Source organism: Streptomyces sp. UW30, from assembly GCF_008042075.1.
Classification (GTDB): domain Bacteria; phylum Actinomycetota; class Actinomycetes; order Streptomycetales; family Streptomycetaceae; genus Streptomyces.
In genome coordinates, this window is sequence record NZ_RDBN01000005.1 from 27,382 (window position 1) to 50,095 (window position 22,714).

Annotated in this window: 19 protein-coding genes and 1 pseudogene; 10 read left to right on the forward strand and 10 right to left on the reverse strand. The window is 71.3% G+C overall.

Annotated features, from left to right (window positions below):
• Positions 1 to 251: DUF6350 family protein (locus tag EAO75_RS01715; protein WP_315986980.1), on the reverse strand; the 251-nt coding region annotated here is incomplete at its 3' end.
• Positions 252 to 265: 14 nt separating this feature from the next.
• On the opposite strand from EAO75_RS01715, the gene EAO75_RS45540 reads away from it, so the two are divergent.
• Entirely contained in the window at positions 266 to 406 is a 141-nt protein-coding gene (locus EAO75_RS45540; protein ID WP_187284267.1) for a hypothetical protein, read from the forward strand.
• 7 nt (positions 407 to 413) lie between these two features.
• Here the strand turns inward: EAO75_RS45540 and EAO75_RS01720 are convergent, their stop codons facing one another.
• Positions 414 to 1,205, reverse strand: coding sequence for a hypothetical protein (locus EAO75_RS01720; RefSeq protein WP_147993242.1), 792 nt, complete (start codon positions 1,203 to 1,205; stop codon positions 414 to 416).
• 271 nt (positions 1,206 to 1,476) lie between these two features.
• On the opposite strand from EAO75_RS01720, the gene purN reads away from it, so the two are divergent.
• Both purN and purH read left to right on the forward strand, forming a co-directional pair.
• A complete protein-coding gene (gene purN, locus EAO75_RS01725; protein WP_147993243.1) occupies positions 1,477 to 2,115 on the forward strand; it encodes a phosphoribosylglycinamide formyltransferase in 639 nt (212 codons plus the stop codon).
• Positions 2,112 to 3,677, forward strand: a complete 1,566-nt coding sequence (gene purH, locus EAO75_RS01730; RefSeq protein WP_147993244.1) for a bifunctional phosphoribosylaminoimidazolecarboxamide formyltransferase/IMP cyclohydrolase — start codon at positions 2,112 to 2,114, stop codon at positions 3,675 to 3,677. Before purN ends, purH begins: the two co-directional genes overlap by 4 nt.
• Before the next feature lie 61 nt (positions 3,678 to 3,738).
• Here the strand turns inward: purH and EAO75_RS01735 are convergent.
• From EAO75_RS01735 to EAO75_RS01765, 6 genes and pseudogenes are all read right to left on the reverse strand, one after another.
• Positions 3,739 to 5,576, reverse strand: a pseudogene (locus tag EAO75_RS01735) (protein kinase domain-containing protein).
• Between the two features lie 260 nt (positions 5,577 to 5,836).
• Positions 5,837 to 6,415, reverse strand: a complete 579-nt coding sequence (locus tag EAO75_RS01745) for an ALF repeat-containing protein (protein ID WP_147993245.1) — start codon at positions 6,413 to 6,415, stop codon at positions 5,837 to 5,839.
• A 199-nt stretch (positions 6,416 to 6,614) separates the two neighbouring features.
• Positions 6,615 to 8,189, reverse strand: coding sequence for a protein kinase domain-containing protein (locus EAO75_RS01750; protein ID WP_147993246.1), 1,575 nt, complete (start codon positions 8,187 to 8,189; stop codon positions 6,615 to 6,617).
• Positions 8,186 to 8,935 (reverse strand): FHA domain-containing protein, encoded by a 750-nt coding sequence (locus tag EAO75_RS01755; RefSeq protein ID WP_147993247.1) that lies wholly within the window; start codon positions 8,933 to 8,935, stop codon positions 8,186 to 8,188. The genes EAO75_RS01750 and EAO75_RS01755 overlap by 4 nt, the downstream gene beginning before the upstream one ends.
• 135 nt (positions 8,936 to 9,070) lie before the next feature.
• Positions 9,071 to 10,045, reverse strand: a complete 975-nt coding sequence (locus EAO75_RS01760) for a hypothetical protein (protein WP_147993248.1) — start codon at positions 10,043 to 10,045, stop codon at positions 9,071 to 9,073.
• 269 nt (positions 10,046 to 10,314) lie between these two features.
• Positions 10,315 to 10,962: a hypothetical protein gene (locus EAO75_RS01765; protein ID WP_147993249.1), complete on the reverse strand. Its 648-nt coding sequence runs from the start codon at positions 10,960 to 10,962 to the stop codon at positions 10,315 to 10,317.
• Positions 10,963 to 11,231: 269 nt separating this feature from the next.
• Here EAO75_RS01765 and EAO75_RS01770 point away from each other — a divergent pair, with 269 nt between their 5' ends.
• The 5 genes from EAO75_RS01770 to EAO75_RS01790 all read left to right on the forward strand — a co-directional run bounded on the left by EAO75_RS01770 (position 11,232) and on the right by EAO75_RS01790 (position 16,463).
• A complete protein-coding gene (locus EAO75_RS01770) occupies positions 11,232 to 12,086 on the forward strand; it encodes a bifunctional methylenetetrahydrofolate dehydrogenase/methenyltetrahydrofolate cyclohydrolase (RefSeq protein ID WP_147993250.1) in 855 nt (284 codons plus the stop codon).
• Positions 12,076 to 12,579 (forward strand): DUF3017 domain-containing protein, encoded by a 504-nt coding sequence (locus tag EAO75_RS01775; RefSeq protein WP_410092159.1) that lies wholly within the window; start codon positions 12,076 to 12,078, stop codon positions 12,577 to 12,579. Before EAO75_RS01770 ends, EAO75_RS01775 begins: the two co-directional genes overlap by 11 nt.
• Before the next feature lie 217 nt (positions 12,580 to 12,796).
• Entirely contained in the window at positions 12,797 to 13,312 is a 516-nt protein-coding gene (locus EAO75_RS01780; RefSeq protein WP_147993251.1) for a helix-turn-helix domain-containing protein, read from the forward strand.
• A 421-nt stretch (positions 13,313 to 13,733) separates the two neighbouring features.
• On the forward strand, positions 13,734 to 15,017 hold the full coding sequence (locus tag EAO75_RS01785; RefSeq protein ID WP_147993252.1) for an XRE family transcriptional regulator: 1,284 nt from the start codon (positions 13,734 to 13,736) through the stop codon (positions 15,015 to 15,017).
• Between the two features lie 456 nt (positions 15,018 to 15,473).
• A complete protein-coding gene (locus EAO75_RS01790) occupies positions 15,474 to 16,463 on the forward strand; it encodes a malate dehydrogenase (RefSeq protein WP_147993253.1) in 990 nt (329 codons plus the stop codon).
• A 69-nt stretch (positions 16,464 to 16,532) separates the two neighbouring features.
• Here EAO75_RS01790 and EAO75_RS01795 read toward each other — a convergent pair whose 3' ends face one another.
• A complete protein-coding gene (locus EAO75_RS01795; RefSeq protein WP_261989109.1) occupies positions 16,533 to 19,700 on the reverse strand; it encodes an AfsR/SARP family transcriptional regulator in 3,168 nt (1,055 codons plus the stop codon).
• Between the two features lie 129 nt (positions 19,701 to 19,829).
• Here EAO75_RS01795 and EAO75_RS48465 point away from each other — a divergent pair, with 129 nt between their 5' ends.
• Positions 19,830 to 20,090: a BTAD domain-containing putative transcriptional regulator gene (locus tag EAO75_RS48465; protein ID WP_261989175.1), complete on the forward strand. Its 261-nt coding sequence runs from the start codon at positions 19,830 to 19,832 to the stop codon at positions 20,088 to 20,090.
• Here the strand turns inward: EAO75_RS48465 and EAO75_RS01805 are convergent.
• Positions 20,051 to 20,938 carry a helix-turn-helix domain-containing GNAT family N-acetyltransferase gene (locus EAO75_RS01805; protein WP_147993254.1) on the reverse strand — a complete coding sequence of 296 codons (888 nt, stop codon included), beginning with the start codon at positions 20,936 to 20,938 and terminating at the stop codon, positions 20,051 to 20,053. The two genes, EAO75_RS48465 and EAO75_RS01805, sit on opposite strands and share 40 nt — an antisense overlap.
• A 208-nt stretch (positions 20,939 to 21,146) precedes the next feature.
• Between EAO75_RS01805 and EAO75_RS01810 the strand changes: the two genes are divergently transcribed.
• Positions 21,147 to 22,673, forward strand: coding sequence for an aldehyde dehydrogenase family protein (locus EAO75_RS01810; RefSeq protein ID WP_147993255.1), 1,527 nt, complete (start codon positions 21,147 to 21,149; stop codon positions 22,671 to 22,673).
• Positions 22,674 to 22,714: the final 41 nt, after the last annotated feature.

The window sequence follows — 22,714 nt, forward strand, 5'->3', positions numbered from 1 at the left end:
CCCACCGGCTCCGCGCGCCGCTGCTCCAACCAGCACCGCCAGCCCCGCACCAGCACCGCCACCGGCACGGCCACCAGCGCGACCCACCCGAGCGTCGCCGCCCCGGTCTGCCACCACACCGGCCCGAACCGTGCGAGCGCCCCCAGCCCCAGCGGCCCGCCGGACAGCGTGGCCAGCACGGCGAACGCCACGGCGCAGAACACCGCCGCCCCCGCCCTCGTCCTGGCGCGACGACGAGGAACCGGACGCACGCGATGTACCAGAGATGCCGGACGCGCCGGAAGAGCGGGAACTGCCGGTCACCGAGGAGGCACCGGCCACCCAGGAGACACCGGCCACCGAGGAGACCCCGCCCGCCGAAGACAACCCGGACTCACCGAACGCCCCCGAGGGGCACCCCCGATGACCCGGGCTCAGCTCTCCGCGCCCAGAATCCCCCGGAGCTCCTTGGGCAGATGCTCGTTGCAGGACTGCTGCGCCTCGTTCGTGAGGGCGTCGTCGCGGCAGGTGTAGTAGTCGCTGTAGACCACCTGCGCCGCGAACCCGGCCGCGACCACCGCGATGGCGAGGGATGCCGTGACCAGGCCGCTCACCGCCGCCGTCGTCTGGGGGCGGCCGCTGTTCTGCGGGGCCGGGGTGTCCGGGTCGGGGCTGCGGGGCTTGGTGCGCAGGCTGGTGATGCCCCAGTAGAGGGCCAGCGCGCCCAGGAGCAGGGCCATGTACGGCCAGCTGAACAAGGCGAAGAAGAAGGCCCACATGCCGGACAGTAGGGCGTAACGAGCGCGGCGCTGGGCCGGGTCGGTCGGGTCCCAGCGCATGCCCGAGCCCGGGCCGCCGCCACCGGGGCCGTCCTGCCCGCTGCCGCGCGGGTTCTCACCGAAGCCGCCGGGGGAGCGGCCCGGCTGGCGGTCGCTCCACTGATTGCCCCACGGGGAGTTGTCGCCGCCCTGGTCGGAGCCCTGCGAGTCGTCGTCGCCCGACGGGCGGCGCGGCTGCCACGGGCGGTCCGGCGTGCCCTCCGGCGGTGGCGCGAAGGGGTTGTCGTCCTGCCCTTGGCCGCCGCTGCCCTGCTGGTCGCCGTTCTGCCCGCCCGACGGGGCGTCGGGCGGCGAGGTGGGGCGCTCCCGCAGCAGCACGCCGCTGTGCTCCCCTCCCTGCAAGGACTGCGGGGGGAGCGTGAGGAGTCGCAAGCTGCGGTCCGGCATCAAGTGAGCGTCTTCCCCTTGGTGATACGGCTGGCTGTCCTGAGCTGTCACACGAAGAACGCACCGCACGACGACCGCGTTCCCGAGCCCGCTCCCCCCAGACGCTACCTTCCGGCCACGCCCCCGTCCCGTGGGGGCTGTCGGGAGTGCCGGTATCGTTGCTGACGGTCGGCCGCTTCGTAGACTTCCCCGTATCCCGGGGCGCGATGCATTCGTACGAATATACAAAGCGTCGGCCGCGAAGAACACACCCCCGAGAAAGGGCCCCACCGTGGCCGCCAAGCCCGTGGCCGAGCGTGCCAAGCGCCTCGTCGTGCTGGTCTCCGGATCCGGCACCAACCTGCAGGCGCTCCTCGACGAGATCGCCGCCGTCGGCACCGAGGCGTACGGCGCCGAGATCGTGGCCGTGGGCGCCGACCGGGAGAACATCGAGGGGCTGGCGCGGGCCGAGCGTGCCGGGCTGGCGACCTTCGTGCGGAAGGTCAAGGACTACGACACCCGCGACGAGTGGGACGCGGCGCTTGCCGAGGCGGTGGCCGCGCACGAGCCCGACCTCGTCGTCTCCGCCGGGTTCATGAAGATCGTGGGCAAGGAGTTCCTCGCGCGCTTCGGCGGCCGGTTCGTGAACACCCACCCGGCCCTGCTCCCCAGTTTTCCCGGCGCCCACGGCGTCCGTGACGCCCTCGCGTACGGCGCCAAGGTCACCGGCTGCACCGTCCACTTCGTCGACGACGGCGTCGACACCGGGCCGATCATCGCTCAGGGCGTGGTCGAGGTCCGGGACGAGGACGACGAGAGCGCTCTGCACGAGCGCATCAAGGAAGTCGAGCGAAGGCTGCTCGTCGAGGTCGTGGGGCGGATCGCCCGCAACGGCCACCGCATTGAGGGACGAAAGGTAGTTATCCAGTGACCGCCGAGAGCAACAAGCGGGCCATTCGACGGGCGCTCGTCAGCGTCTACGACAAGACCGGTCTGGAAGACCTCGCGCGCGGCCTGCACGAGGCGGGCGTCGAGCTCGTCTCCACCGGCTCCACGGCCGCGAAGATCGCCGCGGCCGGTGTCCCCGTGACCAAGGTCGAGGAGCTCACCGGCTTCCCCGAGTGCCTGGACGGCCGCGTCAAGACGCTGCACCCGCGCGTGCACGCGGGGATCCTCGCCGACCTGCGCCTGGAGGACCACCAGCGGCAGCTGGCCGAGCTGGGCATCGAGCCGTTCGACCTGGTCGTCGTCAACCTCTACCCGTTCCGCGAGACCGTCGCCTCCGGCGCCACCCCCGACGAGTGCGTCGAGCAGATCGACATCGGCGGCCCGTCGATGGTGCGCGCCGCCGCCAAGAACCACCCGTCGGTCGCGGTCGTCACCGACCCGGACGCGTACGCCGCCGTCCTCCAGGCGGTCCGCGAGGGCGGTTTCACCCTCGAACTGCGCAAGCTGTTCGCCGCGCGGGCCTTCCAGCACACCGCCGCCTACGACGTGGCGGTGGCCTCCTGGTTCGCCTCCTCCTACGCCCCGCTGGACGACTCGCAGTTCCCGGAGTTCCTCGGCGCCACCTGGGAGCGCGAGAACACCCTGCGCTACGGCGAGAACCCGCACCAGCCGGCCGCCCTGTACGTCGACGGCAACGGCGGCGGCCTGGCCAAGGCCGAGCAGCTGCACGGCAAGGAGATGTCGTACAACAACTACACGGACACGGACGCCGCCCGCCGTGCCGCGTACGACCACACCGAGCCCTGCGTCGCGATCATCAAGCACGCCAACCCGTGCGGCATCGCGGTCGGCGCGGACGTCGCCGAGGCGCACCGCAAGGCTCACGCCTGTGACCCGCTGTCGGCGTTCGGCGGCGTGATCGCCGTCAACCGGCCGGTCAGCAAGGAGATGGCGGAGCAGGTCGCCGAGATCTTCACCGAGGTCATCGTCGCGCCGGACTACGAGGACGGCGCCCTCGAAGCCCTCGCCAAGAAGAAGAACATCCGCGTGCTGCGCTGCCCCGAGGGCCCCGGCAACCCCGTCGAGATCAAGCCCATCGACGGCGGCGCCCTCCTCCAGGTCACCGACCGCCTCCAGGCCGACGGCGACGACCCGGCGAACTGGACCCTGGCGACGGGTGAGGCGCTCTCCGCCGAGGACCTGGCCGAGCTCGCCTTCGCCTGGAAGGCCTGCCGGGCCGTCAAGTCCAACGCGATCCTGCTCGCCAAGGACGGCGCCTCGGTCGGCGTCGGCATGGGCCAGGTCAACCGCGTCGACTCCGCGAAGCTGGCCGTGGAGCGGGCCGGCGCCGAGCGCGCTCAGGGTTCCTACGCCGCCTCCGACGCCTTCTTCCCCTTCCCCGACGGCCTGGAGATCCTGACCGAGGCCGGCGTGAAGGCCGTGGTCCAGCCGGGCGGTTCGGTCCGTGACGAGCAGGTGGTCGAGGCCGCGAAGAAGGCGGGCGTCACGATGTACTTCACGGGGACGCGCCACTTCTTCCACTGACACGGAGCGCCGGCCTCGGCCGGACATCCGACCTGGGCGGCACTGCGCGCCGATTCGGCTGCTACGTCGAACTGCGCAGRGCCGCCCAGGTGTTGGGGCCCACCTCGCCGTCCACCTCAAGGCCCTTGGCCCCCTGGAACTGCTTCACGGCGGCCAGCGTGGCGCTGCCGAACTCTCCGTCCACGCCCGACGAGCCGACGCTGTAGCCGCGCTGGGTGAGCATGCACTGCACCTGGACCACGCGCTGGCCCTTGTTGCCCTGCACGGTGAGCTCGCTGCCGGAGTAGTACGTGCACTGGGAGATCCAGGGCGGGGTGGCGGGTGTGGTGGGCGCGGTGCGCGAGTGCGGCCGGCTGGAGCGCGGTGCGCGAGTGCGGCCGGCTGGAGCCCGCCGGGGTGTGGCGGCTGGTCGCGGAGATGGGGCAGGCGCTGTCGGCGCTGGCCGCCGCCGGCCGGGGTGGAGGCGTCGTCGGTGGGGGTGGGCCGGGTTCCGTCCGCGCCGCTGTCGGGCGTCGCCTTCGAGCTTTCGGACGCCGTGACGTCCGATTCCCGAGGCTCGGCCTTCTCCGACTCCTTCTTCTTGCCGGAAGGCGAGGCGGACGAGCTGGGGAGGGCAGAGGTTCGTGCGCCACCGGGGAGGGCGCTTTCGGCCGCCCCCGGTCTGGCCGACGCCGTCTCGTCGAGGGGCGGGCGGGTGAGGGCGAACGCCCCCGCTGCGACCGCGCACACGGCGAGACCTGCGGCGACGGCGAGGTAGACCCTGCGTCTGCTCCGCCTGCCGCCGTTCTCGGGGGCCGGGGTCTGCGTGGGCGTGGCGTGCTGCCACGGGGCCGGCGGCGTGGGCGCCCCGACTGAGGGACCGGGGAAGACCGGCGGCTGTACCGGCGTACGCAACTGGACGGTCTCCTGTACGGCGACCCGCTCCAGCACCTCGCATGCCTGCTGCCGGGCGAGCAGCCGAGCGCCCAGGGGCTCGTGCCAGGCGGGCGCGTGGCCGTGCCCGTGTCCGGCGGCCGTGGCGGCCTCGATCAGCTGCCGCGGGAGGGGCCGCCCGGCAGGATCCTTCGCGAGGCAGGCGGACATCAGGGCCGCCAACGCGGGGTCCACGGCGGCCAGTTCGGCCATGATCTCCTGCTTGGGCTCCTCGAAGGCGACCCGGTGCATCACGTCGACGCCCGTGCCGTCACCGAACGGGGCGTGCCCGGTGGCGGCGTAGATCAGGCTCCCGGCGAGCGAGAAGACGTCGGAGGCGGTGTCGCAGCTGCCCTCGCGCAGATACTCCGGCGCCATGAAGGCGGGCGTGCCGACCCGGCTCCCGCTCGACGTGATGGCGCTGCCGTCGGCGGCCTGGGCGATGCCGAAGTCGATGACGTACACGCCCTGGAGGGACAGGATCACGTTGGACGGCTTCAGATCCCGGTGTACGACGTCGGCGGCGGCCAGCGCCGACAGCGCCTGCCCCATCTCCGCGACCAGCCGCCACACCCCGGCGGGCTCCAGCCGGCCGCACTCGCGCACCGCCTCGGCGAGGTTCAGGCCGGGCAGGTACTGCGTCGCCATCCACAGCAGCGAGTCGTCGAACCCGGTGCCGAGCAGGTCGGGCGTGCGCGGTGTGTGCACCCGGGAGTGCACGGCGGCCTCCCGCTCGAAGCGCCGCCGGAACCGGGGGTCCTCGGCGTACTCGGGACGGATCACCTTGACGGCGGCGAGCCCGGGGGCGCCGTCGGCGGGGCGGGCGACGTAGACGTGGCCCATACCGCCGCTGCCCAGGAGGCCGAGGGGAAGGTAGGGGCCGATACGCGTCGGGTCCGCGGACCGCAGCGGGCGCGCCCCGGCCTGCTCCAGGGCGGCGTCCGTGGACGTGGACGAGTGCGGCGGCGTGGGCCGCTGGTCCGACATGGAACCCCCGATGTACCTATGTCCCAACACACTGAGTCAGTCACCCCAGTTGCCCCGAGGCTATCGCGGGCTCGTGTGTCGCGCAGGCCCCTCAGAGCGCACTCGCTTCTTGTATCCCGGTGGGCAGTTCGCACCACACCGTGTGCGTCGAGGTGGCCGACATCTTCCCCAACCTCGTCCCCGTCCGCGACTCCAGAAACCCGGAGGGCCCAGGCGCTGGTGTTCCCCACCCGCGCCTGGGCCCTCTTCGTCAAGTCCCTCTAAGAGACCTCGTACTGCCCGACCTCCAGGAAGTACCGGAGCTCCTCCGGCGTTCCGTCGATGGCCTCCTCCGCCGCCGCGCGCAACGCGTCGCTGATGGTCGGGTCGGCCAGGATGCGGGCGATGCGGACGCGGTCGTCCTCGGCGCGGGCGAGGCGGTAACCGGTCTCCAGGAAGGCCCTCAGAGCCTCCGGAGTGTTGGCGTCGAGGGCCTCGTTGGCCTCCCTGATGACCGCCTTGTCGGTCTTCGGGTCGGCGGTGGCGAGAATGCGGGCGATCGCGACGCGGTCGTCCTCGGCCTGGGCTATCCCGCGGCCCGTCTCCAGGAAGTACCGCTGGTCCTCGATCGTGCCGTCCATGGCCTTCTGCGCGGCGGCGTAGACGGCCTTGCCGGTGCTCGGGTCGCCGATGATCCGCATGATCGCGACGCGGACATCGTCGTCGGACATGTCGGAGGCCGTCGCCACGGTGGTGGCGGACGACGGTGCCGACTCGGCGGCGATGGCCGGGGTGGCGAGCAGAAGTGCCGGGGCCAGGGCGGTCGAGACGAGGGCCAGGGCCATACGGGTCGGTCTCAAGTGGGAAGCCTCCTTGTGGAGTTGTGAACCGTGCGTCTTGTGCGCCGGTGTGTGTATCTTCCCTCTATCCGCGCCGGAGATCACCGCAATAACCAAGCTGCGGCTTCCGGCCCTCCCCCGAGGAGACCGGAAGCCGCAGATCGGACACTTGCCACCGTGACGCCGACTCCGCGCGAGCGGTACCTCAGAACTCTCAGGGTCACTTCTTGCCGGGCGGCGTGTACTCCTTGAGGTAGTGGGCGACGCGGGTGGCGTAGTCGCGGTACTTCGGGGGAACTCCGCCCGTGTTGTTCACGACCTTGGTCGAGGTGCGGTAGGCGGCCGCCAGCAGGACCTGGCGGTCGCCGGACAGGCCGGTCGGACGCAGGAGGGGTTCCATGTAGCAGAGGTAGCGGCCCACGGCCGGGATGGACTCGGCCGGTGTGAGGGGCGGCTTGGGAGTCTCCTCCGCGGGGACGCCGTCCGCGCGGATCCACCAGCGCAGCAGGCTGGGCGTCCAGCGGGCGATGCCGTACTCGCCCTCCTTGCCGACGGAGGGGTCGGACAGGTCCGGGTCGAAGTTGCTCTCCGCCTTCAACAGGGCGGCGATCAGCGCGGGCGTGACCTCCGGCTGGACGCAGTCATGGGCCGAGTCGACGATGATGCGCCGGTAGGCCACGGGGATGCCCTTGTCGGTACGGAGTTCGGCAGCGCCGTAGTTCGCGGTCGTGACCTTCGTGTTCTCGCCGCCCGGGGTCCCGCCGGCGCCCGTACCGCCACCGGCCCAGTTGCTGATGCCGTAGCCCAGGGCGGACACCGCCACCACCGCACTCGCGGCGGCCAGCATCGTCGTACGGCGGGAGCGGCGGCGGGGGAGCAGGGCGCGCGGCAGACGCGGTGAGCGGCCCGTGCCCGCCGCGGCCTCCACCCGGCGCAGTAGGTCCTGCGTGCCGACGCGGTCCTCGTGCGTGCGGGTCAGACAGTCGCGGACGATCTCTCGCCAGACCTCCGGCAGTTCGGGGGACAGCCGCAGCTCGTCGGTGCCGCGCGCATAGGCGGCGGCCGCGTCACGGCGGGTCGAGGGGGTGGCGCCCGGCAGCGGGAAGGAGCCGGTCAGCAGCAGATGGGCCAGGACGCCGAAGGCCCACACGTCCGCCGAGGGGCGGATCCGGCGGCCCCGCTCACCGATCTCCGACCACAGCAGCTCGGGCGGGGTGTAGTCGGGCGTCGAGAAGGCGGGCGTGTACGCGTGTGTGCCCTCCAGCTCCGCGGCCATGTTGAAGTCCGCGAGCCGGGCCGAACCGTCCGCCATCAGCAGCACATTGGCCGGTTTGAGGTCACCGTGCACCCAGCCCGCGTGATGCAGCTGCGCAAGACCCTCGCAGATCTGCGCGAGCAGCGCCGGACCCGCCTCGGGGCGCGGGTCCGCCGCGAGCAGCGTGGACAGGGAACCCTCCGCCTTCTCCAGTACGAGGACGGTGGCGCCGTCGAGCGCGGGGCGGGCCGGGTCGTCGACGGTGAGGGTGTCGTACATCCGGATCAGCCGCGGCTGCTTGAGCCGGCGGTGCAACTCGACCTCGCGCTCGATGAGTTCGCGCAGGTGGGTGAGCTGGCGGGGGGTTCCGGTGCCGGTGGGCAGGAACTTCAGGGCCGCCGTGGCGGGCTGCGTCTCGTCGTCGCCGACGCGTCTGGCCTCGTAGACGCTGCCGAACGCCCCCGTGGCGATCGGCTCCCGCACCTCCCACACGCCCACCCGGTACCCCCTGGGCACCGGCACGGCGTAGGGCTCGGTCACCGGACCACCCGGCCGGAGGCGGCCTCTTTGAGCACGATGAGATCGTCCTCCCGCACGAGATCGAACCGGAGGGCCAGCGACACCAGTGACTCCTTCTTGCCGTTGAGGCGCGGGCCGGTGTCTGCCGTCTCCGGGCCGGGCTTGAGGCGCAGTTTCACGGCGAGGTAGTCGATGTTCCACTGCACCGAGGTGCGCGAGGCGGCCGGCCAGGTGGGGCGCAGCCGGTCCACGACCTGCTCGACGGTGGGCAGCGCGGCGTGCGGTTCGCCGCGCAGGCGGGGTTCGCAGAGGGCGGCGAGGACGGCGAAGTAGCGCTTCGTGCGGTCCACGGAGAAGGCGGGCGCGGTGGTGGCGCCGTCCGGACTGCCCTCGGAGCTGAGGTAGTCGTGGCGCGGCGCCCACACCTCGATCGCCAGCAGATCACCGGCGGCGGGCAGCACGATCCGCGAGAACTCGAACGGGATCGGGGCGTCCAACCGCCCCGGCCCGACCTTGATGTGCTCACCCGCGCCTTCCGGGTTCTCGACGACGTACGTCTGCTCCCGGCTGAGGTTGCTCAGTATCCAGAAGGCGCCCTGCGCGGTGATCTCACCGGCTCTGCGGGACACCCCGTCGTGCACGATCGCGAGGTCGTTGTCGGAAACGGATCGCCCGAAGCCGAGCCGCTCGCCGGGCGCCAGCCTGTGCTGGGTGCGCTGATTCTCGTCCTCCGTGGTCGGCGGAGGTACCACGATGATGCTGTACAAGGTGCGTCTCCCCGTGCCTGACGGCTACCCACGTCAGAGTAGGGCGACGCAGCCGGGCCGTGTCCCCCTCGAACAGGTGAGACACGGCCCTGGGCTGTTATTGGCGTGAACCGACCCCCGACTGCGGAGATTTCATCAGCACTTGTAGTGCTTGATGTCGCCGAACTGGCCGGTGTACGTCAACTTGAGTTCCACGCAACGCCCGTGCGCGGCGGCGTACGCCCACACGCCCTGGATCCTCTTGATCACCGTGCCGGCGAGCAGGGCGCATCCCACGGACGCCACGGGGTTGACGAGCAGACCGCACATCGCGACGGAGGTATCCGCGTGAGCGACCTTGCCCTTCAGCGCCTTGACTTCGGCCTTGCTGAACTTGATGTAGATGTTCCAGCCAACACTGACCTTCGGGTCCGCGACCACGGGGAAGGCCGTGTCGCCGGTGGTCGTGACCTTCTGGACCAGCGAACCGCCCTCGATGCGGTAGGCGGTCGGCACGGCCTTTCCAGTGGCGTCCTTGGCCCACGGTGCGTCGATGGAGCCCACCACGACCGCGCCCTTGCTGCCCGTCTTGGTGATCAAGTACCCGCCCTGGCCGTCCTCGAGGAGCTCGGTGCCGGACGGAAGATCGAGGCCGAAGCGGTACTCGTCCGGTGCGGCGCTGTCCTTGAGCGTGACCAGAGTGCGTGCGCCGCCATCCGCGGTCGGTTGAACCGCGAGGTCGGTCGATTCGGCCGCGTCCTCGTAGACGACGGTGCCCGCTCCCGCCTTGACGCCGGTGACCTGCCTGGTCTCGGGCAGGTTGAGACGGAACTTGGTGCCGTCTGCCGCGGTGTGCTCCACGGAGCCGAGAGAGTCAGTGGGCGCGGTGACCGTCACAGAGCCCGACTCCGAGCTGGTGACGGCGCGGGCCGCGCCGTCCGGCGCGGCGGTCGACAGGGCCAGATCCCTTGTGCCGGTGGCTCGTTCCACCACGGACGCGGCGTTGGCCGCCGTCGTGTTCGCCGTCTCGGCGAGGGCGGGGGATGCCGTGCAGAGCATGGCGACCGCGGTGAGGAGGGAGGTCCCGGCCAGGACGCCCGTGCGGACCTTGCGCTGCGAGAACGTATTCAAGTGTGTGGTCTCCCGTTTTCACAGGGAGGGGCATACGGATGGTGCCCCTGTCCCCTTGAACTGTGTTGACAGCCGTTGGTCATTCGGCCGTCGGCCGCGCACTGGTCAAGATGGCGGCAATGGGAGCAAATCACTGGCCAGAGTTATACGTCAAGTTACCTTTAATGCGAAACGAGTTACCGACCTCGGTGAGATGTCGTGAAATGCCGACTGGGCTGTGGCCCCTCTCGAGCGGAGAGGAGGCACAGCCCAGCCGGGTGCAAGTGAGCTCAGTAGCGGGGGCGGTTGAACCACGCCGTGCCGCTGGGCACCACCGGCGCGGCGGTGATGATGCCGCCGAAGACGACCCACAGCAACGGGAAGATGACCGCTGTGGCCAGACCTGAGTCGAGACCGACGAACAGGCCGATGACCCCTACGATTGTGCCGAGCGCGCCGTAGACCACCGTGGTGATCCGGATGCCCTGGCCGCCCTTGCTGAACTTGACACCGAGCGTGATGGACAGAGCAGCGAGACCGAGCGCGATGAGCGCGATGAGTACGAGAACGCCTGCTGCGATGTCACCGCCCTCGCCGATCGAGCTGAACGGGTCGTCGGAGGAGGAGCTCAGGTCGTCTGCGGCATCGGAGACGTCGTTGGCGATGGCCGCAACGTAGAGCCAGGCGAGGCCCGCCAAGATCTGGACCGCCGAGATGATGAACAGAAACACGCGCGCGGTGACGAGCAAGCCCGGCATCGACTGCGGCATCATCTGGTTGCCCCCCGGGTAGCCGGGGTACGCCGGCTGCTGTGGGTAGCCGTAGCCCTGCTGAGGCGGGACTCCGGGGGGAGCCTGCTGCGGGTAGCCGTAGCCGGGAGCGGCCGGCGGTTGCTGGGGAGGCGGGCCGTAAGGGTTGTTCGGGTCGCCAAAACTCATGGCGGTCTTTCCTCCGTTGTCCGAGTGCGGGGACGCGCGGCACGGTGCGGAGGAGAGTTGACTGAATGCGGTTCGTCCCCCCGGTACAGCCCGCGGCACTGCAGTCACATCGTTCTTTAGTCGGCTCTTACTTGTCCAGCCGCATTCCCTATGTGTTGTGCAAGTGCAACATCGCTGATCATGGGCGGATACAGGCGTAGATGGGGTGACGCAGGCCACGTGGGACCCGGATTGGAACCGGGAGGGCGTCATCCAGGAAGATGGGAGTCATGACCGCCCAGATTCTCGATGGCAAGGCCACCGCAGCCGCGATCAAGTCCGACCTGACCGCCCGCGTGGCGGCGCTGAAGGAGAAGGGCGTCACGCCCGGACTCGGCACGGTCCTGGTCGGGGACGACCCCGGCAGCCAGAAGTACGTCGCCGGCAAGCACCGCGACTGCGCCCAGGTGGGCATCGCCTCCATCCAGCGTGAACTGCCCGCGACCGCGACCCAGGAGGAGATCGAGGCCGTCGTCCGCGAGCTGAACGAGGACCCGGCCTGCACCGGTTACATCGTCCAGCTGCCGCTGCCCAAGGGCATCGACGAGAACCGCATCCTGGAGCTGATGGACCCGGACAAGGACGCCGACGGCCTGCACCCGATGAACCTCGGCCGCCTCGTCCTGAACGAGCCGGCCCCGCTGCCCTGCACCCCCAACGGCGTCCTCACGCTCCTGCGCCAGTACGGCGTGGAGATCAAGGGCGCCGAGGTCGTGGTCGTCGGCCGCGGTGTGACCATCGGGCGTCCGATGCCGCTGCTGCTGACCCGGCGCAGCGAGAACGCGACCGTGACCCAGTGCCACACCGGCACCCGTGACCTGGCCTCGCACCTGCGCCGCGCCGACATCATCGTCGCCGCCGCGGGCTCCGCCCACCTGGTCCGGCCCGAGGACGTGAAGCCGGGCGCGGCCGTCCTCGACGTCGGCGTCTCGCGCAACGCCGAGGGCAAGATCGTGGGCGACGTCCACCCCGGCGTCGCCGAGGTGGCCGGCTTCATCTCCCCGAACCCCGGCGGCGTGGGTCCGATGACCCGGGCGCAGCTGCTGGTCAACGTGGTCGAGGCGGCGGAGCGCAGTGTCGGCTGAACCGGGCGCCGGTAAGGCGGAGGAGATCAAGGACATCGAGGAGACCGACGACATCGAGGTCCGGGATCCGGTGAGCGCGCCGGACGCGGAGGGCAGGCCCCGGCGGACCACCCGCCGCTTCCCGCTCTTCACCCGGGACACGGCCCGCCCCGAGGGCGGCGGCCGCGCGGCGTCCGGCGACCTGCCGGCGCCCGCCCGGCAGTGGCCCGTCCTCGTCGTCCTCGGACTGGTCGGGGTCGGACTGCTGGTCACCGCGCTCGACGTGTTCCGCGTCGGCACGCTGCTGATCGGCGGGGCCCTGCTGGCCGGCGCGGTGATGCGGTGGCTGCTGCCGAGCGTCGGCATGCTCGCGGTGCGCTCGCGCTTCACGGACATCGTGACGTACGGCGTGCTGGGCCTCACGATCGTGCTGCTGGCGCTGATGGCGCAGCCCAAGCCATTGCTGGAGGTCCCGTTCCTCAAGGACACGCTGCACTTCACGGTGGAGAACTAGCCCGCGGAAAACCCTGCGGCGCGACGGCGGTCCGTCCTCTCCCCCGAGGAAGGACGGACCGCCGTCTGCGTCAACCCTCGGGCACGGTGAAGGCGCTGTTCAACGGCTGTCAGTGCGCTGTGGCACGGAAGTGACCGTTCCGCTACGTCGGACACGTCGGGGAACCAAGGCGCCGTGTCGTGTCGTCACCCGATCGGGTCTGGTTCGGAGGTGAGCGATGGGTGCGTGGCAGCCGCTGCCCGACGATCTGCCGTCGGAGGTGCGGCACTTCGTGGTGCAGTTGCGGCAGCTCAAGGACCGTACGGGCCTGAGCCTGGTCGCGCTGGGCGCGCGCACCGCGTACAGCAAGTCCTCCTGGCAGCGCTACCTCAACGCCACCCAGCCCCCGCCCCGGCAGGCGGTCGTCGCGCTGTGCCGGGTCGCGGGGGTCGGCAAGGAGGAGGCGGAACGCTTCGGGGTGCGCTGGGAACTGGCCGTGCAGGCCTGGCCGAAGCCGGTCACGGTGCCGGGGAAGCCGGATGTGACGGGGGAGGCGGGGGAGACCRCAGGCCCTGCGGGCGCCGGGGGTGAGCAGTACTCCGACGAGGGGTACGAGGACGATCCCACGCTGCCCTGGTGGGACGCGCCGCCCAAGGAGACCGGGCCGCCGTCGCGCCGGCTGCTGATGGTCGCCGTCGTGCTCGTCCTGGTGCTGGTGCTGGCGGCGGTGATCGGGGCCGTTGCGCTGGGGTGAGTCCGCTGGGACGGCCGCGTCGGACTTGCCCGAATAGGTCGCATGTGACGTGAGTGATCTTTTATGTGCGTTCTGTGTGTCGATGTGTTGACAAGTTCGCGCATTTGCAAGGAAGTCGTTCAGTGGGCGGGCTAGCGTGGTCGATCGGGACGTCCGGGGCGTCCCGCTTGTCTGTAAGGGCTTACTGCCAGGGTTGTGTCGGCCGGCAAGGGGAGCCGGTGGAACACTGGACGCGGTTGGGCGGGCGTGCGACGGTGCATGCCCGCAGTCCCAATGCTCCCGTGCGCCCCCACCCCGGGAACTGAGATCCTTACGTGGCGCATCCCTGTGGGTAGCCACATCGGGGACTCGGCAGAGGGCACCACGCGCGGGGAAAACGCGAGAAACACCAGCACGAACCGGGGGGAAGAGGGGGGAAGCAATGCCTCGTTGGAGGGCCTTGCCGGATGAACTCGATCCGCAGGTCAGGGAGTTCGCGAGCCAGTTGCGTCGGCTCGTGGACCGCAGCGGTCTGAGCGTCGCGGCGTTGGCCGACCGCACGGGATACAGCAAGACGTCCTGGGAGCGGTACCTGAACGGGCGGCTCCTTGCGCCCAAGGGCGCGATCGTGGCGCTCGCCGAGGTCACCGGTACGAATCCGGTTCACCTGACGACGATGTGGGAGCTCGCCGAACGTGCGTGGAGCCGTTCGGAGATGCGCCACGACATGACCATGGAAGCCATCCGGATCTCCCAGGCCCGCGCGGCGCTGAGCGAGTTCGGAGCGCCGCCCGCGAACGCCAAGGGGGGCGCGAAGACGGCCAAGGGCTCACGCCGCGGCGGCAGCGCCACGGCCGCGCCCACGCCCGGGGTGGCGGGTCCGGCCGGTGTGGCACCGACCGTGCCGCCTTCGGTGCCCGTGCAGCCCAAGGCGCCGGAGGTGCGGGACGCGGTGGTCCGGGATGCTCCGGTGCGGGGGTCCGGCGGGGGTGACGTCCGCGAGGACGAGGCCTCCGGGGCCAACTCTTGGGGCCTGGCGGGGTATCGAGGGCCGTCCCAGACGGGGAGCCGTGCGACGGGGGCCTCCGCGGCATCCGGTGTGTCCGGCGCGTCCGGTGTGTCCGGGCCGTCCGAGGCGGAGTCGGGTGCCGCGTGGACGCCGGGGACCCCGAGTCCGTACAGCGAGCCTCCGCGGGGGCCTCGTCCCGGCAGTCGCCGCGCCGGTGGGGGCGGCGGGAAGCGGCGGCTGACGATGTTCCTCGCGGGCGTCGTCGGTGTGCTCGTGGTGATCGCGGCGGTGTTCTACCTGACCGACGGCGTCGGCGGGAAGAAGAACGAGGACGCCGCCAAGTCGCCCTCGCCGACCACCTCGACCGACACCGACCTGCCGGTCGGCGTGAAGTGCAGCGGTGACTCCTGCACCGGCAAGGACGCGGAGGCCATGGGGTGCAGTGGTGACCTCGTGACCACCGCCAAGACCGCGACCGTCGGCACGGCCGTGGTCGAGGTGCGCTACAGCGAGACGTGCGGCGCGGCGTGGGGGCGCATCACCCAGGCCGCGCAGGGCGACGAGGTGGCCGTGACGGTCGGCAAGGCGAAGGAGACCGGGTCGATCACGGTGGCCGGCGACACGATCGCGTACACGCCGATGGTGGCCGTGAAGGACGCGGGCGAGGCAATCGCCTGCGCGACGCTGGCCGCCGGCCCGGAGGGGTGCACGCAGTAAGGGGCGCCCCGGGGGCTCACGCCGGGCGGACTGCGCGACCAACGGCCGTCGGTGGCCGGTCGCGCAGTTCCCCGCGCCTCTTCGGGGCGCTGTCCGGGCCGCGTCTTTCAGCGTGGGACGGGTAGCGGCGGCGGGGGCGGAAAAAGAATCCGGCTGGGCAGGAATGGCCGTCGGCAAAGTGGGCACGCGCACGGTACCCCCACGGGAGTCCGGCATCGGTACCCCCACAGGCGGCCGCCCAGGTTTCCCTCTCCCGGACCGGGCGGCCGCCCCTTTTTGCCGTACTGATGGTCATCCTGTGGGGTGGGCCACACGGACCCGGCCGTGCGGGATACCGGAGGCGCGATAGCCTGACCGGTGGATCTCTCGACGCCAAGAGATCGATCATCTCAGGGCCCAGGTCCCGCACCCCGGGGGCAGAGACGCCCCATCGCCAGCTGTCATACGGAGAACGCCATGACCCGCACTCCCGTGAACGTCACCGTCACCGGCGCGGCCGGCCAGATCGGTTACGCCCTGCTCTTCCGCATCGCCTCCGGCCAGCTGCTCGGCGCGGACGTGCCGGTCAAGCTGCGTCTCCTGGAGATCACGCCCGCGCTGAAGGCTGCCGAGGGTACGGCCATGGAGCTCGACGACTGCGCGTTCCCGCTGCTCCAGGGCATCGACATCAGCGACGACCCGAACGTCGCCTTCGACGGCGCCAACGTCGCCCTCCTCGTCGGCGCCCGCCCCCGCACCAAGGGCATGGAGCGCGGTGACCTGCTCTCCGCCAACGGCGGCATCTTCAAGCCGCAGGGCAAGGCCATCAACGACAACGCCGCGGACGACATCAAGGTCCTCGTCGTCGGCAACCCGGCCAACACCAACGCGCTCATCGCGCAGGCCGCCGCGCCGGACGTACCGGCCGAGCGGTTCACCGCGATGACCCGCCTCGACCACAACCGCGCGCTGACCCAGCTCGCGAAGAAGACGGGCTCGACGGTCGCCGACATCAAGCGCCTGACGATCTGGGGCAACCACTCCGCCACCCAGTACCCGGACATCTTCCACGCCAGCATCGCCGGCAAGAACGCCGCCGAGGTCGTCAGCGACGAGAAGTGGCTCGCCGAGGACTTCATCCCGACCGTCGCCAAGCGCGGCGCGGCGATCATCGAGGCCCGCGGCGCCTCCTCGGCGGCCTCCGCCGCCAACGCCGCCATCGACCACGTCCACACCTGGGTCAACGGCACCGCCGACGGCGACTGGGTCTCCATGGGCATCCCGTCCGACGGTTCCTACGGCGTGCCGGAGGGGCTCATCTCCTCCTTCCCCGTCACCACCAAGGACGGCAAGTACGAGATCGTCCAGGGCCTGGAGATCAACGAGTTCTCCCGCGCCCGGATCGACGCCTCCGTCGCCGAGCTGGCGGAGGAGCGCGAGGCGGTCCGCGCCCTCGGCCTCATCTGAGCCACCTGCGCCAGACGCGTCAGCCGCGGGCCCCGTACCGGTTTCTTCCGGTACGGGGCCCGCGGGCGTCTACTCCCGCGTCGGCACGCCGACGTCCGTGAAGATGTCCCACGCCTCCTGCCTCATGCCGAGGACCAGGAGCGTGCGGGCCTCGCCGAGGCGGTGGCCGGTGCGGCGGTGTATGGCCAGGGCTTCGGTGCCGAGTTCCACGGCCGTGGCGTGCGATCCCTCCGACTTCGCCGTCGCCGACAGGGCGGTCAGCGCCTGGCCCTCCACCACGCGGAAACAGTGGTCGCGGGCGATGCTGAGCGCCCGTTCGGCGTGGGTGCGGGCGTCGTCGTACCGGCCCAGTTGCCGGTGTGTGAGGGACAGGCCCAGCACACAGTCCGCCTGGGTACGCCGGGATCCCGAGTCGTGGGCCAGGGCCACGGCCTGCCGGCCGGCTTGGAGCGACAGGTCGAAGTGGGTCAGCTTCCGCTGAGCGGCGGCGATCGTGTTGAGGATGCCGGCCTGAATCCAGCGCCGTCCCCTGTCCTTGACCATCGCGAGGGCACGCTCGGCCTGTTCCAGAGCCTCCCCGTGACGGCCGAGCTCGATGTTGATCCTCGCGACGGCGTCCAGCATCATGGCGCGGTCGTTGCGGTAGCCGCCTCGCCCCGAAGAGGTGACCCAGGGACCGAGCGCGTCGAGGCCATGGGTCAGACGTCCGAGTTCCCAGTACACCCAGCCCAGATTCTGCAGGGCCAGGCTGTGGTCGTTCCAGCCGATCTCCTCGTTCCGGCCGATCGCCGATTCGAGGTGCTCCGCGGCCTCGCGCAGTCGGCCCAGATCGCGGCAGGTCACACCGAGGACCACCAGCCCGAGCGCTTCGAGGTGACGGTTCCCGGCCTCCCGGGTGATCCGCAGGCCGGTGGTGACATGCTCGCGCGCCCTGTCGAGGCGGGCCATGCTCCACTCTGTCTGGGCCAGGCCGCCGAGCGCCGCCGCCTCGCCCGTCGCCCAGCCGAGCTCCCGGCTGATCTCGCGTACGCGCGTGTGGTGTTCCAGTGACTGCGTGCCATGCCCCCGGTCCGACTTGAGCAGTCCCAGGCTGCTGTGCATGGCAGCCTGGCCGAACAGGTCTCCCTCGGCCGTGGCGGCGTCCAGTGCGGTCTGCGCGGTGGCCTGCCATGTCGCCCGCGGCAGATGGAGCCAGAAGTAGCCGAACAGTGCGTTCGTCAGGTGCCAGGCGACCGGGCGGGGGCCGTGACGGGCCGCGTGGTTGATGACGGCGAGCAGATTCGCCCGCTCCGCGTCCAGCCATCGTCCGGCTCCGGCGGCGGGCGGCAGGCCCGGCTGCTCGCCTGCGACGAGATCGTCGGGCAACTGCGGGAAGAGCCAGCTTCCACTGGCGGCCCGGGCAGCGCCCAGATACCAGACCAGGACCCGTCTCAACGCGGCGTCACGATCCGCCGCCACCTCCTCCACCTGGGCACGCTCCAGCGCGTACTCACGGAGGAGATCATGGAAGTGGTACCGGCCCGAGGCCGCGGGCTCGATCAGGTGGGCCCCGGCCAAACCGCCGAGGAGCCGGCGGGCCGGGGACAGCGGCAGGTCCAGGAGAGCCGCGGCGATCTCGGCCGTGAACTCCGCCCCGGGAAACAGTCCGAGCAGCCGGAACAACCGCCGCGCCCCGTCCGACAGGACCCGGTACGAGGCGGAAAACGCCGTACGCAAAGGGGAGTTGCCGGTGTCGTCCGGTGCCAGGGCCTGCAGCCGGTCGCCCTCCGACATCTCGGCGACCAGGTCCGCCAGGCGCAGGCCCGGATCGCCCGCCAACCTCGCGGCAGCGACCCGCAGTGCCAGCGGAAGACTGCCGCACAGCCGGATCAACTCTTCGGCCACCGCGGGCGGTTCCGCGGTGAGCCGGTTCGGGCCGAGGGCCTCGCTCAGCAGGGCGCGGGCCTCCTCCGGCAGCAGGAGGTCCAGGGGCAGGGCGTGTGCGCCGTCGTGGGCGACCAGGTCGCCGAGCCGGTTGCGGCTGGTGACGACGACGCAGCAGGACGGGCTGCCGGGGAGCAGCGAACGTACCTGCTGAGCCGAGGCCGCGTTGTCGAGCAGGACGAGCAGGCGGCGGTCGGCCAGCAGGGTGCGGTACGCGCGTGCCTGCGCCTCCTCGGCCAAGGGGATCTCCGAGGCTTCCAGGCCCAGGCTCCGCAACAGGAGTTCGAGCGCCTCGGTGGGCGTGAGCGGCGGCCGGTCGTGGTCGAAGCCGTGCAGGTTGACGTACAGCTGGCCGTCCGGGAAGCGGGACCGCGCCTGGTGTGCCCAGCGCACGGCCAGGGCGGTCTTGCCGATGCCCGCGGCGCCGCCGATGGCGGAGATCACGACCGTGTTCGCCGGGCCGCTGTCCAGCAGTGCGTGCAGGCGGGCGAGTTCGTCGGTGCGGCCCGCGAAACCGGCGGCGTCGTGGGGCAGTTCGGCCGGTATCCCGGAACGGCGCGGGGTCGGTGCGGCCAGGGTCGGGTCGTTGGTGACGATGAGCTGGTGGAGGGCCAGCAGTTCTGGTGCCGGGTCGACGCCCAGGTCCTCGGCGAGGCGCTTGCGGACGGCGTCGTAGTGGAGGAGAGCCTCGGCCGGTAATCCGCATCGGTACAGGGCGGTCAGCAGCTGCGCAGCCAGTCGCTCGTCCAGCGGGTGGGCGGCGGCCAGCTCCCGCAGCCGGGGGAGGATCTCGCTGTGGCGCGCCCTGCGCAACTGCACCTCGTGGTACCTGAGCCAGCCGTCGACGCGCTCCCTCGCCAGACCGGCACGGGTCGTGTCGGCCCACGCTCCTGTCACCCCGGACAGCGGCTCGCCGCGCCACAACTCCAGGGCTCCCTGCAGGAGTTCGGCCGCCCGGTCGTCGTCGGAGTCCCGGGCACGGGCGACGAGGTCACGGAAGCTGTACAGGTCGACACGCTCGTCCGGCACCCGTAGCTCGTAGCCACCCGAGACCCGGTTCAGCCGTATGTCCGTCGCCGCCGGGCCGGACCCGCTCAGTGCGGTCTTCAGGCGGCCTATGTAGCCGTAGACCACGTTGCGCACCGAAGCGGGCGGATCGTCGCCCCAGACCCGGTCGATGAGTGTCTCGATCGGTACGACGCGGTTGGCCTCCATGAGGAGCACCGCGAGCACGCACCGCTGGCGAGGGCGGCCGACGTCGATCGCGGCCCCGTCCGCCCACGCCTGTACCGGTCCCAGCAACCGGATCTCCACCGGTCCGTCCTTCCCTAGGCCCTGTCCTCCGAGCGGTCATGGTCCAGGGCGTACGACCTGCGCGTACAGGTTTCCTCAACATTCCCTCGGCTGCGGGAGCTGGCCGCCGCCCACCCGCTGGACGAGCGACTGGCTGCGCAGCTGCTGACCGCCCTGTACCGATGCGGATTACCGGCCGAGGCTCTCCTCCACTACGACGCCGTCCGCAAGCGCCTCGCCGAGGACCTGGGCGTCGACCCGGCACCAGAACTGCTGGCCCTCCACCAGCGGCTGAGCGCGAGCCACCCAGGCCCGCGCACCCCGGTCCCGGCGCCGATCTCCGCAGGGTCGACGCAGAGCGCACCGCAGGCTCAGACGGCCAGCCGCTTCTCGAACCAGTGGCTGGCGTAGACATTGTCGTCGTACGCCGGGATCGCCGTGTATCCGCACGCCCGGTACATCGCCTGTGCCTCGGTGAGTGAGGCGTGGGTGTCGAGGCGTACGACGGTCAAGTGGCGGGTGGTGGCCTCCTGTTCGAGGGCTGCCAGCAGGCGGCGGGCGAGGCCGAGGCGGCGGGCGGTGGGGGACACCCAGACGTGGCGGATCTCGCCGACGCCGGGTTCCAGGCGCCGGAGCGCGCCGCAGCCCACCGGGCGGCTCTCCTCGTACGCGACGAAGAACGCGCCGGCGTCGCCGGACACCTCCTCGGGCCGTACGAGGTCGTCCTTGTCGAACCCCTCCGGGAACCGCTCGTCGATGTCGGCCGCGTAGGCGTCCAGGCAGGCCAGGGCGTCCGGTGCGGCGCCGTCGACGAGGGCGACGGTGATGCCGGCGAGGCGCAGCAGGCGCTGGGCGGTGGTCAGCGCCCCGGTCAGCTCGGCGCGCTGCGGTTCGCTGAGGCCGTCGAGCAGCCCGGCGACGACCACGTTCGCCCGCCGGTTCTGCTCCTTGACCTCCACCCGTCCGGCCGGCGTCAGCTCGATCATGCGCAGCCGGCTGTCCTGTGAGTGGGTGCTGAGCCTGACCATGCCCTGGGCCTGGAGCGCCTTGGCCATCCGGCTCAGATACCCGGCGTCCAGCCCGAGCCGGCTCCTGAGTTCACGCAGGGACACCCCGTCCCCGATCTCGAACAGCAGCCGCGCCTCGCCCAGCGGGCGGTCCTGGCCGAGGTAGTGGTCGTCCAGTACGCCGATGCGGCGCGTGAAGTAGCGGTTGAAGCGACGGAAGGCCGTCACCTGTTCTGCCGACACTGGCTTCATATTTCTTTGACTTTAGTCAAAGGTCCGGTCGAGGTCCAGCCCGGCCGGTTCCTGTTTTGTCTGGTTTGCCCGCATGTTCAGTGACCCAGCACACTTTCGGCCATGGATCGCGCATGCATCCGCAACCGAGGGGCAGGCGCACTCGGTCCCATGGGTGACATACGTGTGACACAGGGGCTCTGAACAGGAACGGAAGGCAACACCGATCATGGCGGAAAGTACGGAACTCCAGACGCGCGGCACCATCCACGTGGGAGGGGAATGGCGTGCGGCCGTCTCCGGCGCGACGCGCGAAATCCTCGACCCCGCGGACGCGACACCGTTCGTCCTGGTCGCCGAGGGTGACGAGAAGGACACCGATCTGGCGGTCGAGGCCGCCCGCCGTGCCTTCGACGGCGGCCAGGGGGAGTGGCCCCGCACGCCCGTCGCCGAGCGTGCCGCCCTGCTGCGCCGCGTCGCCGACCTGCTCGTGCGCGACCGTGAGCCGCTCGGCCTGCTGGAGGCCCGTGACGCCGGCAAGACCGTCGAAGAGGGCCGTGTCGACATCGACTGCGTCGCCGACGCCTTCCGCTACTTCGCCGACCTCGTCGCCGCCGAGGCCCCCGGCCGGGTCGTCGACGCGGGCTCGCCCGACATCCACAGCGTCGTCGTCCATGAGCCGGTCGGTGTGTGTGCGCTGATCACCCCCTGGAACTACCCCCTCCTCCAAGCCAGCTGGAAGATCGCGCCCGCGCTCGCCGCCGGCAACACCTTCGTCGTCAAGCCCAGCGAGATCACCCCGCTGACGACCGTCGCGCTCATCGACCTGCTCGTCGAGGCGGGCCTGCCGGTCGGCGTCGCCAACATCGTCACCGGCCCCGGCCACTCCGTCGGCGCCCGGCTCTCCGAGCACCCCCACGTCGACCTCGTCTCCTTCACCGGCGGACTGATCAGCGGCACCAAGGTCGCCCAGGCCGCCGCGCCCACCGTCAAGAAGGTCGCCCTCGAACTCGGCGGCAAGAACCCCAACGTCGTCTTCGCCGACGCCTGCGCCACCGACGAGGCCTTCGACACCGCCGTCGACCAGGCCCTCAACGCCGCGTTCATCCACAGCGGCCAGGTCTGCTCGGCGGGCGCCCGCCTGATCGTCGAGGAGTCCGTCCGGGACCGCTTCGTCGCCGAACTCGCCCGCCGCGCCCAGAAGATCCGCCTCGGCCGCGGCACCGCCGACGGCGTCGAGTGCGGCCCGCTCGTCTCCGAGCAACAGCGCGCCAAGGTCGAGTCGTACGTCGAATCCGCGCTCAAGGAGGGCGCGGTGCTGCGCTCCGGCGGCAAGCGCCCCGAGCCGTCCCCGGAGCGGCCGGAGAGCGGCTACTTCTACGAGCCGACCGTCCTCGACCACTGCCACCGCGAGATGAAGGTCGTGCGCGAGGAGGTCTTCGGCCCGGTCCTCACCGTCGAGACCTTCCGCACCGAGGACGAGGCGATCGCGCTGGCCAACGACACGGAGTACGGCCTCGCGGGCGCGGTCTGGACCGCCGACGCCGGCCGGGCCCGCCGGGTCGCGGGCCGCCTGCGGCACGGCACCGTCTGGATCAACGACTTCCACCCCTACCTCCCGCAGGCGGAGTGGGGCGGCTTCGGCAAGAGCGGGGTGGGCCGTGAACTCGGCCCCGCCGGACTCGCCGAGTACCGCGAGAGCAAGCACGTCTACCAGAACCTCGCGCCGAAGCCGGTCCGCTGGTTCACGGGCTGACCCCGTCCCCTCAAGTCAGCCCTGATCAACCCCCCTTGGAG

Excerpts from the sequence above, each read along its gene's own strand:
- EAO75_RS45540 (WP_187284267.1), top strand. The coding sequence starts at position 266 with ATGCCGGACGCGCCGGAAGAGCGGGAACTGCCGGTCACCGAGGAGGCA.
- EAO75_RS01720 (WP_147993242.1), bottom strand. The coding sequence starts at position 1,205 with ATGCCGGACCGCAGCTTGCGACTCCTCACGCTCCCCCCGCAGTCCTTG.
- EAO75_RS01765 (WP_147993249.1), bottom strand. The coding sequence starts at position 10,962 with ATGAGTTTTGGCGACCCGAACAACCCTTACGGCCCGCCTCCCCAGCAA.
- EAO75_RS01770 (WP_147993250.1), top strand. The coding sequence starts at position 11,232 with ATGACCGCCCAGATTCTCGATGGCAAGGCCACCGCAGCCGCGATCAAG.
- EAO75_RS01785 (WP_147993252.1), top strand. The coding sequence starts at position 13,734 with ATGCCTCGTTGGAGGGCCTTGCCGGATGAACTCGATCCGCAGGTCAGG.
- EAO75_RS01790 (WP_147993253.1), top strand. The coding sequence starts at position 15,474 with ATGACCCGCACTCCCGTGAACGTCACCGTCACCGGCGCGGCCGGCCAG.
- EAO75_RS01805 (WP_147993254.1), bottom strand. The coding sequence starts at position 20,938 with ATGAAGCCAGTGTCGGCAGAACAGGTGACGGCCTTCCGTCGCTTCAAC.
- EAO75_RS01810 (WP_147993255.1), top strand. The coding sequence starts at position 21,147 with ATGGCGGAAAGTACGGAACTCCAGACGCGCGGCACCATCCACGTGGGA.